The sequence below is a fragment of the Dyadobacter alkalitolerans DSM 23607 genome, from assembly GCF_000428845.1.
GTDB lineage: Bacteria > Bacteroidota > Bacteroidia > Cytophagales > Spirosomataceae > Dyadobacter > Dyadobacter alkalitolerans.
Window position 1 is genome coordinate 387,619 of the sequence record NZ_AUAS01000005.1, and the last position, 15,868, is coordinate 403,486.

General features: G+C 46.2%; 13 protein-coding genes. 6 read left to right on the top strand and 7 right to left on the bottom strand.

Going from position 1 to position 15,868, the window contains the following annotated elements; translation table 11 throughout:
- Nucleotide 1 precedes the first annotated feature (1 nt).
- The 3 genes from iolE (at nucleotide 2) to G395_RS0112790 (ending at nucleotide 4,747) form a co-directional block, all read left to right on the top strand.
- Entirely contained in the window at nucleotides 2-904 is a 903-nt protein-coding gene (iolE, locus tag G395_RS0112780) for a myo-inosose-2 dehydratase (RefSeq protein WP_026630400.1), read from the top strand.
- Nucleotides 905-1,061: 157 nt separating this feature from the next.
- A complete protein-coding gene (locus G395_RS29335; RefSeq protein WP_229204152.1) occupies nucleotides 1,062-2,516 on the top strand; it encodes a S41 family peptidase in 1,455 nt (484 codons plus the stop codon).
- 239 nt (nucleotides 2,517-2,755) lie between these two features.
- Nucleotides 2,756-4,747, top strand: coding sequence for a T9SS type B sorting domain-containing protein (locus tag G395_RS0112790; protein ID WP_026630401.1), 1,992 nt, complete (start codon nucleotides 2,756-2,758; stop codon nucleotides 4,745-4,747).
- A 132-nt stretch (nucleotides 4,748-4,879) separates the two neighbouring features.
- Here the strand turns inward: G395_RS0112790 and G395_RS0112795 are convergent, their stop codons facing one another.
- Nucleotides 4,880-5,863 carry an acyl-ACP desaturase gene (locus G395_RS0112795; protein ID WP_035361185.1) on the bottom strand — a complete coding sequence of 328 codons (984 nt, stop codon included), beginning with the start codon at nucleotides 5,861-5,863 and terminating at the stop codon, nucleotides 4,880-4,882.
- A gap of 141 nt (nucleotides 5,864-6,004) precedes the next feature.
- Between G395_RS0112795 and G395_RS0112800 the strand changes: the two genes are divergently transcribed.
- The 3 genes from G395_RS0112800 (at nucleotide 6,005) to G395_RS0112810 (ending at nucleotide 7,696) form a co-directional block, all read left to right on the top strand.
- Nucleotides 6,005-6,742 carry a lysophospholipid acyltransferase family protein gene (locus G395_RS0112800; protein ID WP_026630403.1) on the top strand — a complete coding sequence of 246 codons (738 nt, stop codon included), beginning with the start codon at nucleotides 6,005-6,007 and terminating at the stop codon, nucleotides 6,740-6,742.
- A gap of 130 nt (nucleotides 6,743-6,872) precedes the next feature.
- A complete protein-coding gene (locus G395_RS0112805; protein WP_026630404.1) occupies nucleotides 6,873-7,271 on the top strand; it encodes a hypothetical protein in 399 nt (132 codons plus the stop codon).
- A 212-nt stretch (nucleotides 7,272-7,483) separates the two neighbouring features.
- Nucleotides 7,484-7,696, top strand: coding sequence for a hypothetical protein (locus G395_RS0112810; RefSeq protein WP_026630405.1), 213 nt, complete (start codon nucleotides 7,484-7,486; stop codon nucleotides 7,694-7,696).
- Nucleotides 7,697-7,700: 4 nt separating this feature from the next.
- Here the strand turns inward: G395_RS0112810 and G395_RS0112815 are convergent, their stop codons facing one another.
- From G395_RS0112815 to G395_RS0112840, 6 genes are all read right to left on the bottom strand, one after another.
- The gene (locus G395_RS0112815) at nucleotides 7,701-9,479 is read right to left on the bottom strand and encodes a glycoside hydrolase family 9 protein (protein ID WP_026630406.1); all 1,779 of its coding nucleotides are present in this window, start codon (nucleotides 9,477-9,479) and stop codon (nucleotides 7,701-7,703) included.
- Nucleotides 9,480-9,591: 112 nt separating this feature from the next.
- Nucleotides 9,592-10,005, bottom strand: coding sequence for a Dabb family protein (locus G395_RS0112820; protein ID WP_026630407.1), 414 nt, complete (start codon nucleotides 10,003-10,005; stop codon nucleotides 9,592-9,594).
- Nucleotides 10,006-10,124: 119 nt separating this feature from the next.
- Complete coding sequence (locus tag G395_RS0112825) at nucleotides 10,125-11,162, bottom strand: DUF6807 domain-containing protein (RefSeq protein WP_374754383.1); 1,038 nt, start codon at nucleotides 11,160-11,162, stop codon at nucleotides 10,125-10,127.
- 21 nt (nucleotides 11,163-11,183) lie between these two features.
- Nucleotides 11,184-12,524, bottom strand: a complete 1,341-nt coding sequence (locus tag G395_RS0112830) for a Gfo/Idh/MocA family protein (RefSeq protein WP_026630409.1) — start codon at nucleotides 12,522-12,524, stop codon at nucleotides 11,184-11,186.
- A 123-nt stretch (nucleotides 12,525-12,647) separates the two neighbouring features.
- Nucleotides 12,648-14,015, bottom strand: coding sequence for a 3-keto-disaccharide hydrolase (locus tag G395_RS0112835; protein ID WP_026630410.1), 1,368 nt, complete (start codon nucleotides 14,013-14,015; stop codon nucleotides 12,648-12,650).
- 184 nt (nucleotides 14,016-14,199) lie between these two features.
- On the bottom strand, nucleotides 14,200-15,861 hold the full coding sequence (locus G395_RS0112840; RefSeq protein WP_026630411.1) for a RagB/SusD family nutrient uptake outer membrane protein: 1,662 nt from the start codon (nucleotides 15,859-15,861) through the stop codon (nucleotides 14,200-14,202).
- Between the last annotated feature and the right edge of the window lie 7 nt (nucleotides 15,862-15,868).

Here is a 15,868-nt window from a genome sequence, read left to right on the forward strand (position 1 = left end):
CATGAATTTCGAGAACATTAAACTAGGCGTTGCGCCCATCAACTGGACCAACGACGATATGCCCGAACTGGGCGGTGAAAATACATTTGAGCAATGCATCAGCGAAATGGCGCTGGCCGGTTTCACAGGCTGCGAAGTCGGCAATAAGTTTCCGCGTGATACGAATGTGTTGAAGAAAGCATTGGAATTGAGAGGTTTGCAGATTTGCAACCAATGGAACAGTTATGAGCTAACGACCAAAACCTTTGCCGAAAACCGCGAGAACTTCACCACATTGCTTGACTTCCTGGAAACAATGGGAGCGAAAGTGATCGGTGGCGGCGAAACGGGGAATAGTTGCCAGGGGCAAATGAATGTGCCCGTTTTCGAAGGAAAAGGCATGTTGCATACCAAAGAAGAATGGGATAGCTTCACATTTGGCTTGAACGAACTGGGCAAAATTGCCCGTGACCGCGGCATGAAGCTGGCTTTTCACCATCACATGGGAACCTGCATTCAAACCATTGAAGAAACGGATCGCCTCTTAAATGAAACCGATCCCGAAAATGTGTTCCTGAATTACGACTGCGGACATTTCCATTTTGCCGGCGAAGATCCTGCCGGTGCTTTGCAAAAATACATCGGCCGCACAGCGCACATTCATTTAAAAGACGTTCGCGCAAATGTCCTGCAACGCGTTCACGACGAAAAGCTTAGCTTTCTGACCGCCGTAAAAAGCGGCGTTTTCACAGTCCCCGGCGACCCCGAAGGCTGCATCAATTTCCCCGCCCTCTTCGACATCATCAAAACCAGCGACTACAACGGCTGGATCGTCCTAGAAGCCGAACAAGACCCCGCCAAGGCGAATCCGTTGGAATACGCTATGATTGCGAGGAAGTTTTTTAAAGGATTGACAGGGATTTGAGAATGATGGGAATCTAACCACGATTCCTACTCATTAAATCTCAATTAAATTCACCAATTTTCCCCCATTCCACCCGCTTGCCGGCGCCACAAAGTGCTTTTGACATACGTATTAGCAGTATAGTTCGTTAAACAATGAATTCAACAAACCTGCTAATATGTTAAATCTTAAAAAGTTAAACCTTCTTTTTGCGCTTGCATTTGCGGTGGCGGTGGTGGGGTGCAAGGATAAAGATGTGGAACCGGACGTGCTCGCTGCAGCGGATACGACGTCGGTTTCTGATAGAAAAGCGATCAACGCCTGGCTTTATGAAGTGATGGACGATGCGTATTTCTGGTATAAGGAGCTCCCTGCGGAATCCAGCCTGGACGCTTCGGCAAGCCCCTATGACTATTTCGAAAAATTGATTTACCAAAGACAAACTGTCGATCGTTTTTCGGCTTTGACAGATGACATTGATGCGCTGCAAAACGAATTTAATGGTGTCAGCAAAATTTTCGGGATCAGTTATTCGCTTTCTTTTCTTGATGACGGTCAGTCGAATATCGGCGCTTTTCTAAACTATGTCGTCAAAGGAAGCCCTGCCGCGGCTGCGGGCCTGAAAAGAGGTGACATCATCCTGAAAGTGAACGGAACTCAGTTAACGCAAAGTAATTACGCTAGCTTACTGAGCGGAAATGAGACGGTTAAACTCACCATGGGTGCGTTACAAGATGGTAAAATCATCGCGACCAATACGACATATTCCATCACAAAAGCAGAGGTTACCGAAGATCCTGTTGCCTTTTCCACCGTTATATCCAAGCCGACTGCCGGTAAAACGATCGGCTACCTGGTCTACACGCAATTTGTGCCTGGTAATGAGGCTGATAAGAACAAGTATGATAACGAACTGCGCCAGGTTTTTGCTGATTTCAAAGCAAAGGGCGTTAACGAACTGGTACTTGACCTGCGCTTGAATTCGGGCGGTTATATCAGCTCCGCGAACACATTGGCGTCATTGATCGGTAAAAACATCACGGCTTCCAAGATCTTCTACAAAGAGCAATGGAACGATAAATACATCGCTTACTGGCAAAAGCAAAATGGAGCTAATGCGCTCAATTACAACTTCCAGGCGGAGCCTAATAACATTGGCAGCAATCTTAATCGCGTTTTTGTCCTTACTTCCAACGGCACTGCGTCGGCTAGTGAGCTGGTTATTAATGGATTAAAACCTTATATGAATGTTATCACCATCGGAGAGAACACGGCGGGTAAGAACCTGTTCGGTTCGTTGATCAATGACAATAAGGATCGCTGGAAGTGGGGCGTTTATGTAATGTTGGGTCAAACGGCCAATGCTAACGACGAGTCGGACTACGGAACTGTTGATGGCATTACGCCCAACTACATTGTGGAAGATTCAAAAGTCCCTTACAGCGCATTCGGGGATGAAAACGAAACTCTTTTCCGTAAAGCTCTGGAAGTGATGGGCGTACCAGCCGTCGCAAACAGCAGAATAGCAGCTGCGAAAACCGTGGAACCATTCAGGAAGTTGCTTCGCGATGATCTGCAAACCAGAAAAAATCTGATGATCAAGGACGGTAATTTGAAGGCCGTTAATCAATAAGTCAATCTTAAAATCAATGCAGTCAAAGAGGTTCCGGTTACGGGGCCTCTTTAAATGTTTAAACATTTCCCCTTTCAAATAACCGGCTCTTAACATCTAATATGTGGGATTTAGCGTAATTTTAGTATAAAAACCATTACAACTTAGCCGCTTCAAAGATTCCGACATAAATCGGGCTGTTTACCGTTTATAGATTTATCAGCGTCACTCACGTTCTTTACTTCCGGCCTCGGCTGAATATGAAAATACGATTACTATTACTTTTTCTTTGCGCATTCTCCTACCTGTCAACCTCTTACGGGCAGACTGTTAAGCATACTTACCGGTTTTATGAGACATTCGACGTGGCAGCTCCCGAGTGCGGGCCCGCGCTTACGCCTGCAAGAGCACTGGGCGCGTGTGACGCTCCGGCTATTGGTGGCGGCTTTGTAAATGATGTTTTACCATGCGGCGTGCGGCGAACGGTTTATCAAAACAATCTGAACTGGGGCTTAATGTATCCCAATACAGAAGGAGCAATAACAGACAATTACACCATCCAAATGTATGTTAAGCCCACCGACTGGGGCAAAACGTGGGCGCGGATCATTGATTTTTCAAATGGTGTCTCCGATCAGGGAATTTATTTTAAAGACAAGAATGGCTCCGCGGACCGCTGCATTGATTTTTACCCTTTCGGCATCGCAGGAGCCTGTCCTTTTTTTAATACAAACACTTATTATCTGCTGACATTCACGCGAAACGGTCAAACCGGTATTATGGATGTGTATGTAGATAACACGCTTTTTGCATCTTATAATGATGCCGACGGCAGATACGTTGGCAAAGCGGGGACGCCTATCTATATTTTCCGGGATGATCAGTCGGTTTCCTGTGAATCGGGGCAGGCTAATTTTGGATATTTGTCGTTTACGGACCAGTATTTTTCCAAAACGGATGTGGATAAGACATTTACCGATATCTGTTTTACAGCCAACATAAATCCGAACGCAGACTTCTCGACCGTTCCATTCAACATTTGCAAAAGCGACCAGATTGTTGAAATAAAATACACGGGCACCATTCCGGTCCCCGGCGACGGCTACAAATTCGAATGGGATTTTGACGGTGCACAGGTTATTTCAGGACGAGATATGGGCCCTTATACGGTAAGATGGAACAGCGCAGGAAAAAAAGATGTGCAGCTGAAAATTACCAATTTGCTATGCCAAAACGAGATTACCAACATTAAGCAGGTGGCTGTCAGCGACCTGAGCCTTACCACTACGCTACAACCCGGAACCTGCGATGGCAACAGTGAAGGAACACTTGCAATCACCGGAAAAGGCGGAACGATGCCGTACCAATATTCGATAGATTCCGTTAATTATCAGGCAGATGCAACATTTAAACTTTTTCCGGCCAATTACAAGGTTTTCATGAAAGATGGCGATGGCTGTGTGGTCAGTGAACCCGTTAGAGTCGAATTTTCAAGCAATATTAATGTTCAAACCATTCCCGACACGGTTGTTTGTGCAGGTGAATCGGTGCAGCTTTTCACAACCAGCAACGCGCAAACATTCACTTGGGAAACACAAGTGGGCCTGGACAATGCAAGCTTAAAGGATCCGATTGCAAGCCCTTCAACCACAACACAATATATTGTAAATGCATCGCTAGGCGTGTGCAATCTCAGAGATACGGTTACGGTTCAGGTGGCCCCGGCGATTGAGGTGCGCACTACGCCTGATGCTTTGATCGACGTCAATGTTCCTTATCAACTTGTCGCTTCATCGCCGCAAGTCACGAACCTGAATGACGCCACCTTCGTATGGTCGCCGCCCGATGGGCTAACCAATCCGTCGAGTCCGAGCCCGCGGGCCACGTTGCAGGCAGATCAAAGTTATACCGTCTCCATTACTTCGGGGATGGGTTGTACAGGAAAAGCAACTGTTAATCTGCGGGTAAGACGACGCGAAAACCTGAATGTTCCGACGGCATTTACACCGGATGGTGATGGGAAAAATGAGATCTTAATGCCGGTGATTAATGAGATTACCAGCCTTAATTATTTCAAAATATACAATCGATGGGGGGAATTGATGTTTTACACCAAAGATATGAACAAGGGCTGGGATGGCACATTTGACGGAAAACAAGCCATTTCCGGGACTTATGTATGGATGATAGAAGGAATCTCCAATGAGGGAAAGGTGATGCGGAAGAATGGATCCGTAATGCTGATCAAGTAATCTGTCACGCTGAGCGGAGTCGAAGCGATGATACTGCACTTCGACTCCGCTCAGTGTGACAGGTTGACTACCCTCAGCGTAACAGGTTAACGATGCTCAGCCGGTCATGTTGACCACACTCAACATTCTCAATTATTTAATCCAGCTAAACTCATATTGCAATTCCGGAACTCTTGTCCGGTCTGCGATTCTCTTTAACCTGTCGGGCAGCGCCATCAGGTAGTCTCTGGCTTTCTCGGCCTTTTCGTTAATATTCCGAACGGCGCCTATCTCCCACTCTATCAACAAACTATCCAGAATTTCAATGTAATCATTGGTTGTATAAACCCCGAGCCTTTGCGCTGCATCGGAAAAATGAGAGAATGTATCACCCATTTTCACGCCCGATTCACGTAGGAAATGTGCGGGCATTACAATCTTTTTACGCATCATATCTTCCAGGGCCAGAAGCAGCTCCGAAGGATCCACCTCTAAAATACGCCTTACAAAGTCCTTGTATGCTTTTGCATGACGCATTTCGTCAGAAGCGATCACACCGCAAATTTTAGACAAATGCGGGTTTCCGAATTTTTTGGCCAACGTCGCCGTTCTTCTGTGCGAAACATTGGTAGCCAATTCCTGGAAAGAGGTGTAAATGAAGTTCCGGTAAGGATCGCGGTCTGTACCGATATCAAATCCATCGGCAATCAGAAACTGTGTTGAAACCTCCATAGCACGCATATTTACGCGGCCGGACAGGTATAAATATTTGTTTAAAAGATCGCCGTGACGATTTTCCTCCGCTGTCCATGCACGCACCCATTGAGACCATCCGGATGGATTATTAACCTGATCTACACCAATTACATCCATTAACCAGGATTCATAAGTAGGCAGCGCTTCTTCGGTAATGGTGTCGCCGATCAGCACTGCAATGTAGTCGTAAGGTAATTCGCGGCAGCTTTCCTGCAATAACTTGACTTCGCTGAAAAAATTTTCACTACTGGCATCCGGCAAGAAATCCGTGGGTTGCCAGTTCTCCTCAATTGGTTTTAAATATTCCGTCATAAGCACATTTAGGTCCTTTCCTACATGTTGCATGACTTCAAGTCTTTCAGCTGAAAGTGCGGTATCCATTATATTTCTGATTTTAGCTCTGTTTGTTAATTTACAAATTACGCGAATTTAATGTAAGTTTTGAATGACTTTTATCATTTCACAGCTGATAAATTAGCATGATCGATGCAGTTTTAAACTATTTTTGCAGAAAAAAACCGGATGAAAAAAATTCTCGACTATGTTCTTAGTGCTATCTACCTGACTCATTTCGGCCTAACCCTTCTCGTCTTTCACGTTTTACAGGTTATTGCATTTCATGTTTTTGGTAAAAAAATACACAAAGCCGTTGTCGACTATCTCAACTTCTTCCTTACCTACGGTTTGTATCTCACCGGCTCCCGCATTACGCTGCAAAACCTGACGCAGCTGCCTGATAATCGCCCCATTATTTTTGTTGCCAATCACCAAAGCACATTCGACATTCCGGCGATCATCTGGTTTTTAAGAAAATATCACCCGCGGTTCGTATCTAAAATAGAACTATCAAAAGGCGTTCCAAGCATTTCATATAACCTGAGAAAAAGCGGTGCAGCGCTCATCAACAGGAAAGATGGCAAACAAGCGGTGACGGAGATAGCGCGACTGGGCAAACTCATCCATGATGAAAAAACATCAGCCATTATCTTCCCCGAGGGGACACGCACAGCCAGTGGCATCATGAAGCCCTTCGTCCCGGGCGGCGTAGCCACATTGCTGAAACGCGCCCCGGATGCATTGATCGTTCCTATCGCGATTAATGGCACTGGCTCATTTAATCCAAAAGGAATTTTCCCTCTCAAATCATTTTCCCACCTCTCCTGGACCGTGCTTCCAGGGATTGAGCCTGCCGGAAAAAAAGCAGAAGATATTCTGGCAGAAGCAAAAGAATCTATCCAAAATTCAATTTGCAAAAGGTAAGTATCTCAGAATCAAATCGTCCTGTATAGCGTTTAAACGGTTGTTTTTTCCTTAACAATCATTAACAAGCGCAATTTAAACCTATGTCTTTTGCGGCCCTCTAACCCATGAACTTAAAAATTTATTGGTCATGAAAAAGATATTTTTTGCAGTCGCACTGGTCACATTAGGATTCACAAGCGCATTCGCTCAATATGGTGCAACGCCTCACTCAGAACGGGGTGACCGCCGTCACTACGAGTATCGTGAGCGGGGCGGATCTGAGATCAACTATTTGCAACGCGAAGCGCGCCAACGCATTGCGGCCGGAATCAACCGCGGCACATTGTCTTCCCGGGAAGCCAACGCGCTGATGAACCGCTACGAGCGTATCGAGGCCCGCGAGAGAGAATACAGCCACCGCGGAAGGTTGTCGCCAAGAGAAACACGGATCCTTCGTGAAGATCTGGAAAGATTAATGGCCGACACACGCAGAATGAGCGATCGCCGCGGCGACGGCTGGGCCCGTGACCACAGAGGCAGATACTAAGTAATTAAATGGCAGTTGAAGGTTTAGGGTAATTTGGAAAACATCCGGTCGTTTGACCGGATGTTTTTTTTGTTGGTCCTGATGACAAGTGACCTCCCGGGAATCTATTCCACCCCAAGGAAAGCGTTTCAATGTGTAGAATTTAATAATCATTGCAAACGTATAGGCTTCGGGTATGAAAATTGAGCGTTAATCGTAAAAATCAGACGAATATGGCAGCGCAAGCAAATAAAGAAAATGTAGAAGGCGGCTCACCGACGCACGGTGGACCAAAAGGCAAAGAGAAGCAAAAAGACGACAGCGCAAAACCTTCGAAAACACTTTCGAAAGAAGCAGCCAGGGAGTCGGAAGAAGAAAATATGACGGGCAAGAAGGGTTATAACGAAACGCCTCCGACCGTGCCCGTCGAATCGACTAAACAGTAAGCCGTCATTTCATTTCCGACAATGCTTCCAGTGCGGCGGCAAGATAAACCATGGGTGCATTCCAGTTGATCGCAATCTCATTGGAAGCATAGGAACAATCGTCATCGGTGAACGACTCATCTGCAAATTTGCTGGTATAGGTCGTGCATTTATCCTGCTGAGACGGATTGGGACCACCTGATAAAAGTCCCGGAACAGGATCAACAACGCCATCGGCAACAGACAGCCGATGGTGAGGATGCATCACGCGTTTCGATCCAAATCCGGTCAGGAATGAATATCCCGTCGCATTCCTGCCCAACAAATAATCCAGGTTTCCCTGTGCGGCCAGTACGTATTTCGGATTTTGTGTGAGTTTAAAAGCGTAAAGCAATGCTATACCCTGATTGGCCGCCACGGAACTGCTGCCCCAAGCGTAATCCTTGGCCGTTTTGCCCATAACCGTGTGATATGGTTGTTTTTCCAAGTCGGTTAGCAAGTTGTCAGCATATTCTATAATGTTCTTTTCTAAACTTTTTGTCAACGCCGGATCCACTTTAAGTTCCTTCGCAAATCTGATCATCGTGTAATAACCCAATGTTCTCACCTGACTCCATGTCGGCAAAGGCATAGGCTGGTTGGCCTGGAAGTCAATGTCTTTGAGATAGTCGGGCTTTTTGGTCAGCGCATACATTTCTGCTGCGGCCCATACCCATTCGTCCTTTACATCGCGGTCGCCATAAGCACCCGTTACCACATCCGGGTCAAACTTTCTATTCATCTCATCCTGGTTATACATCACCGCAGGGTTTTTGCGGGCCCATTCCCACCCCTTCACAGCGGCAGTGACGCAAGAATCGGAAAGACCAGGAAATTTATTCTCAAAACTTTTGAAAATGCGTGCCGATTGCGCCATTACCGCAACAAAGTCAAGCGTAGCAGCAGTGCCTTTTTGGACAACATAACGGGGATTTTTGCAAGCATCGGGCATGATCATCCCATCAAATCTAGGATTGGTCAGTTTATGGTAAACGCCTCCGTCGGCAGGATCTTGCATGGTCAGCATCCAGCGCAAATTCCATAATGCTTCGTCTAGCACGTCGGGAACGCCATTATTGCTTTCAGGGATATTTGTAATAAAATTTTCACAAAATGACGGATAATCTTCATATAACGACAGCAATGTTCCCATCGTAATGCCAGAATTAACAATGTATTTATTGTAATCGCCCGCATCATACCAGCCTTTCGGTGAGCTGATGATAGCATTTTCCGCTCTTCCTTCCGAAGCTGCGGATGCGTGAATCAAGATTTTATTATCGGGATGCCCGGCCGGCCGTGCCCATTTCCCTGCAAACTTTTCCGGCAACTCCACCGAAACTCTCTGGTAATAAAAGCCTTTAAGCGAGGCAGCAGCAACTTCTTTATAAACATGATCTTTGATTTGGAATGAAGGAGATTTTCCCAGAGACGGAACTTCTATAACATATTTCCCCGCTTTCCGAACGCTTGAAAAGTCTGCTATCCGGCTGACTTTTCCGGAGTGCTGGTTGGTCCGCGGCTCACTTAACTTGCCTTTAAAAACCGATTTCCCCGTTGCCGCATCTTTAAGTTCAAAAGCGGTTTGTTTCTCGTCGAGCACGATAGCAATCTTTTGGGCGTTAGGATAAAAACCAACCTGATTCAAACGGATCGGTTCTACAACATTCTGGCCAGAAACGGGCTGTGTTATGGCAGCAACAAAACAGATGAAAAGGAGTGTAACTGGGTTTTTACGAAGGAAAAGTGGCAGCATGGACTTCATGTAAGATTAAAGCGTTTACTATTAAAAGCAAAAAGGCCAGCTCTTTACCGCTGGCCTATATGAAATTCATTGGGAGCAGTGCCCTGGCACACCGGGCGCCTGGCTGATTGTGCTACCCTACTTTTTTGGGTCCTACTGAATCGTAAACAACCACTTTTTCCCACAAATGCGCATAATCCTTAACGAATTCCAGGTGGATCGGGTGCGTTTGATATATCTCCTCTTCAATTATATTTTTAAAAAAACACATCCATGAAAATGTGTAATCTCTTACAATGACAGACCGGTTTGTCTCGGCAGGTTTCCCGATGTGTACATACTGGATCGTCGGGACTTTTGCCAGCTTGTTTAAACCTTCCAGCAATTTCGCCTCATCCTGTGCATTATGAGGGTCTTTCAGGTAAAAATAAACGTGGTGAATAAACAGCTCCTTCACTTTTTCCGGCTCGGCTGCCAGTGGGGAAATTGAAGCGATTGTGGCCAGTCCGGCATTTTGCAAGAACCTCCGTCTTGATTTGTCTTCCATATTTGTTTAAGTCAATGTCAACATCAAGGATACAACTTCTTTCTATTCTTTTCAAATAACAAAAAAGCGCCACACAAACTGCGGCGCCTTTTGGCAAGAATAAATTTTAATGGACTATGTTATTTCGTCTTCGCGTAGTCCGCTGCCATGGCATTAATCGCGTCGTCTTTCAAATGTTCCGAGGCGATTACCAGGCGGTAGCGGAATGTGGTGGATTCGCCTTTTTTTAGTTTAAAATTCAGCGTTTCTTTTCCGTTACTCAGGGCTTTCATTCCTAATGGATTTACGGCGAAAAGACCGTAGCCGCGGGCGTGCCAGTAAGCTGGATAACCTACGTTTTTCGGGTGATCGATCATGGCGACGCTGATGTTTTCGTCTTTGATCTTTCCTGTAAGGTTGCACCAGATGGCGCGCTTGCCCCAAACATCCTCTCCTTCCACTCCATTGCTGTTGCGGTAGTTTCCGCTGATTCCCTCATTGTTCATGACGGGAACTTTCGTTGCTATACCGCTTGCGTCCGTGAAGATTTCAGGTTTGTTGGAAGGCAATTCCAGCTCCCTCGCTACTCGGATTGCAAACATTCCGTCCTTGATGTCGGGCATGGCCACTTCGTCCAGCACGGCAGTTAATGTTGTGGAGCGGTCTATAATGCGCTGGTCGCCTTTACCGCTGAAATGATATGTTGTGGTTTCCTTTAATGTGAGGACGCCATTTTTATCCTTCCAATCTGCGGTTACCGTCAGCTCACCTTTGTCTTTTCCACCTTTCATGGATTTGATGCCGGTGTGAACGATGGTCCCGTAAGCACGTTTTGCATGGTCAACGGCGTCCGAATTGTTCCAGTAATCATTGCCGTTAACATCCTCATAATTGAGCCAGATCCCGACATGGTGCGGGTGATCGACGCGCTCGCCGGGTCTCGGATCAAGTGGCCAGCCTCTGGTAATGAGCGTACCTTTTGCCGTCTGAACGGGATAAAGCACCGCTTTTTTCAATTTGTCTTCACCCGGATAGAAATAAGATGTAAAAGCTTTGCCGTCGATTTTGACTTCAACTTTCTTTTCCTTCTCGTTATTAACCAGATCCACTTTTTGGGCTTGCACCAACCCGCCTGCCGCAAAAACAGAAAGCGCGGTTACTGCAATGCCCTTTGTTATAACGTTCACGTTCAATGTCGTTTAGCTTAAAACAATGTCTTTTTTCTTAGGATCCCAGCTCACGCGCTTGCCTGTATGAAGCGCCTGCGTGGCCATAATGTTCGCAACTGAGTGGTTGAAACCAACACGCGCCGGCGCATTGCTTTCTTTACGGCTGCGGATACATTCCATCCAGTTACGCATGTGAAGCGAAGTCATCGGATCTCCGCCAGTGTTGGCGTCTGTTGCAATTTTATCGCCCGCTTTCAACGACATTTCCGTCAGCAAGTTGGCTTCCATGCCCATTCCTTTGGCATCTTTTGCTTTCAAACCGCCTTCGGGAGTGATCTTGTTCGTGTCCAGATTGATCATTCCACCATTGGAATAATAGTATTCCTTCACGCCGCCTGCTTCGTTATTGAAACGGGACGAATAGATCACCTGGAAGCCTTTTTCTTTGTTGTCAAACGGGCCATATTCAAAAGCAGCACTGAATGTATCCACATTCGTACGGCCATCTTTCCAGGTATAAACACCACCATTGGCTACGACATTCCGTGGCGCGTCGAGTCCTGAGAACCAGTGCACTGTATCAATCTGGTGAGCCATCCATTGTCCTGGAATCCCAGAAGAATATGGATAAAACAAGCGGAATTCAAGGTAGAAGCGTGGGTTCCATGCCACTTTCGGACGGTTCATCAGGAAGCGGTCCCAGTCTGTATCTTCTTTTCTGATTTGGGAAACCAGCTCCTTACGTCTCCACCGACCAGGCTGGTTTACATTCCAGGTCATTTCAACCGTGGTAATATCACCGAATTTGCCTGATTTAATGTATTCATAAGCAGCCCAATAGTTAGGCGCACTGCGACGCTGTGAACCCACCTGCACAATTTGCTTGGACGCTTCAACAGCCTTTAAAGCAATTTTTGCATCTTCCAATGTTTCGGCAAATGGTTTCTCCACATACACATCGCGGCCTGATTTCACGGCTTCCGCACAATGCAATGCATGCTGGAAATCCGCGGTGCTGATGATGACCGCATCTACATCTTTACGACCCAGCAGTTCTTCGTTGTTTCTTGCTTTTGCAAATTCTGCAGATGCATAAGGCTTTCCTTTCATAAACGCCTCAGCTTCATCACGGCGGCGGTTCCAAAGGTCGGATACGCCCATAAACTCAAAGTTTAGTTCTTTCGCATGATCAGAAAAGCTTGGGGCAAGTGAGCTGCGAAAACGATCGGAAAAACCAATAATCCCCACACGTACGCGATCATTCGCGCCCAAAATTTTCCGGTAACTTGCTGCGCTAAAAGCATTTGAGCCAACCGCAACACCCGCCGAAGCCAGCGCTGCATTTTTTATAAAATCCCTTCTGCTTGTCATGATATTGATCTTAAAAAGTTAATTTTCAGTTAATGTGCCGCGAGTTTGGCGGGCAATCAGTTGTAAAAAACCTATGGACTTTTATCTACTCTTGAAAAATATTCTTTTTTAAACCGGAGCGCTTTATTTGGTCTCCTTAATTTTCAAACTACGGAACGAAACATTGTCGCCATGATCCTGCAAAAGCAGATTTCCTTGCTGGGACAAGCCAAATCCTTCGAAACCTTTGAACTTGGATTCAGCCACAAAATCCTTGAACTGCTGCGAACCACGCACGTATTCCACCACTTTGTAACCGTTCAAAAAGTGCTGAACCGTTCCGTCCTTCTGCACTACAATCCTTCCGTGGTTCCATTCTCCGATCTTTTTCACAGCATTTCTTGGTCTGTCGGCAGGAATTACATCGTAGAACGAAGCGATAGTACGGTTCCCGTTTTTGCCCAATTTTGCATCCGGGTGTTTTTCGTCGTCCAGCACTTGATATTCACAACCAATGCCCGACTTTCCACCTGAATTGAATTTTTGGTCTACAAAGTATTTTACTCCGCTGTTAGCGCCCTCAGTAAGTTTGAAATCAAATTCAAACTCGAATGCTGGGCCGTATAATTTTTTGGTAACAATATCATTTCCTGTTTCAGAACCGTCTGATTTTGAGATTGTAATCGTTCCGTCTGCATAGTTCCAGCGTTTTGAAGGAAAATCCGTCCCGCCGTAAGAGCGCCATTGATCCGCGGTTTTTCCATCATAAAGCAATGAATAACCCTGCGCTTTTTCCGCATCATTCAGGGAATTAGGGATCAGGTTTACAATGCGGATGTTAGCTGCCGGACTCGGTTTAAGATTCGTTGTTTTGATCCTTACATTTTTCCAGCTTACCTGTGTTCCTTCCAGATCTTTGCTGCTAATGGCGTGCACTTGCAGGCAGATGAATCCGCTCGGCGTCATGTCGTCAATCACGTGAGCAACCGGAACGCCGTTCAGGAATGTGCGTATTGAAGTTCCGATGGCTTCAATGCGGTATTTGTTCCAGGCGTCTTTTTTAAATGCTTTTTTTGCCTCCGGGTTCAAATCCAGCGGATATAGCCAGCCGCGGCGTGCTTCGTCATAAAGTCCGGCAGAGTAAGCGCGGTCGCTCGGGTCGATTTCAACCTGGTATCCATGCACACGACCGTTTTGATATTCTGGTTTTGACAAGCTTCTGATCTGAATGCCGGAGTTCAGCTTGTTATCCACTTTCACATCACATTCAAATATGAAATCACCGTAATCCTTCTCAGTTGTAAGGAAAGAATTGGGCGTATCGCTGACAGACGTTCCTACGATGGCGCCGTCTTTTACTTCATATTTAGCTTTTCCATTCAGTTGCTTCCAGCCGGTAAGGTCTTTTCCGTTGAAAAGATTCTCCCATCCGTCTTTTGATTTTTGCGCATTCGCCAATGTCAGGGTGACCAAAAGAAGTAAAATGGTCAGCGGTAATCTTTGTTTTTTCATTTTAAAGGAACTCTGTTTAATAAATGACCTAAGTAACGGACTAAAATGGACTTCCGTACATTATCAATGTAACGATATTTTGCATACGCTACCCTTACTTTTTAACAAACATTCCCATCAAGTCAAAGGACTTTAAATCCTCTGACATGATGGGAATGTGCATCTTCAAAAATTCGATTCAATATCAATAGCCCGGGTTTTGCGGGAATGCTGTGGCACCGCCTTCCGTTCTGTCGATCTGTGTCTGTGGGATTGGACGCAGCAAGTGGATCGCTTTTACGTTGGGAGCCGCCTGCGGGTTGTATTTCTGAACCCTTTCAACCAGGTTACCCCAGCGTTTCAGGTCCATCCAGCGGATTTGCTCTCCAAGTAACTCACGTCCACGCTCTTCCATCAGCATTTCCATGTTCATATCTGCCTGCTTGATCTCCATAGCGGTTGCTTTGCCGGGAAATGCAGCACGGCGACGTACCATATTAATTGCTTCCGTGGCTTCTTTCACCTTGCCTGTCAGCAATTGCGCCTCGGCGAGCAACAAATAAGTGTCTGCCAAACGGAAACACATGAAATCGCGGCTTCCCTGCTCGTAAGTACGGTCTGGGCGAAGGGGATCAAGGAATTTTCTGTTCACAGGGAATAATGCTTCATCGTAACGACTTGGCACCAGCACCTGATAGGGCTTTTTCGCACGCTCTGCCAAAGGCATTTCATAGCCAGGAATGAAAATTGCCGTATCCCCTGCTTTGAATGTTACTTCCGTTTTCGAGTTGTCAAATACGTTTGTAAACTTGCCCGGGTTGTTAGCAAGCCATGTGTCCTTAAAGGTCTTCTTGTAACGTGAATCATTCACACGGTCTGCAAAAACGGTTTCCAGACAGTATTTCGTCGGACGCATGCGCTTGAAAGGACGACCATTCAAAATATCCCGCACCATGCCGGCCTGCACGTCATATTGCATTCCGAAGTAAAGGTGCAAGCTGTTTCCGGTGCCATTTGTCAACGGGTCCTGGGTGAACTGAACTGCAAACACAACTTCATCGTGAATCTGATTGGCCTGGTCAAAAACACTTGCGAAATCTGGTAACAGCTTGAATGTGTAGTTATTAATTACATTGGAGGCATACGTTGCTGCTTTGGAATAATCGTCTGCTGCTTTGGAAGTTGAATTGCCTTTTGCCAAAAATACTCTGGCAAGCAAATGCTCCGCCGCAGGCTTTGTGGCGCGACCGTAATCAGTGGCTTTCGATTTTGCTTCAAGGTCCGGCAAAGCGGACTCCAGGTCAGAAATGATTTGCTTGTAAATTTCTGATTCAGTCGCGCGGGAAGTTTTCTTGGTTGGCAAAATGGTTTCAGTCAACCGCAGATCGACCGGGCCATATTGCTGCATCAAAAGGAAATAATAATGCGCACGCAGGAATTTCATTTCAGCAACACGCGCTTTTTTGATCGCATCGGGAACAGTGGCAGCTGGCGCCCGTTCGATCACCGCATTACAAACATTGATCCCGCGATAAGTTTCATCCCAAATGGTGGCCAGGTAATCCACAGTTGGCTGCAGCTGGGCATCATAAAAGTGAAAACCCTTGTAACCACCGTCCGCGCCCGTCGCATAAAGGTCTGTGCCGAATTCAGTCATGGTAATGCCTTGCTGCGTTCCGTAATAGTTTCGCAGAGAAGAATAGGCCGATTTGGCAGCGTCTTCAAAACCTTTCGGTGTATTAATGTAGTCATTGCCGATGCTGGAAATGACCTCTTCTTCCAGCAGGTCGCTGCACGACTGGCCCATGAGCATCAACGCCATTAAGCCAATGTATTTGTATGATTTTTTGATGTATTTGAATGTCATTTTTGTC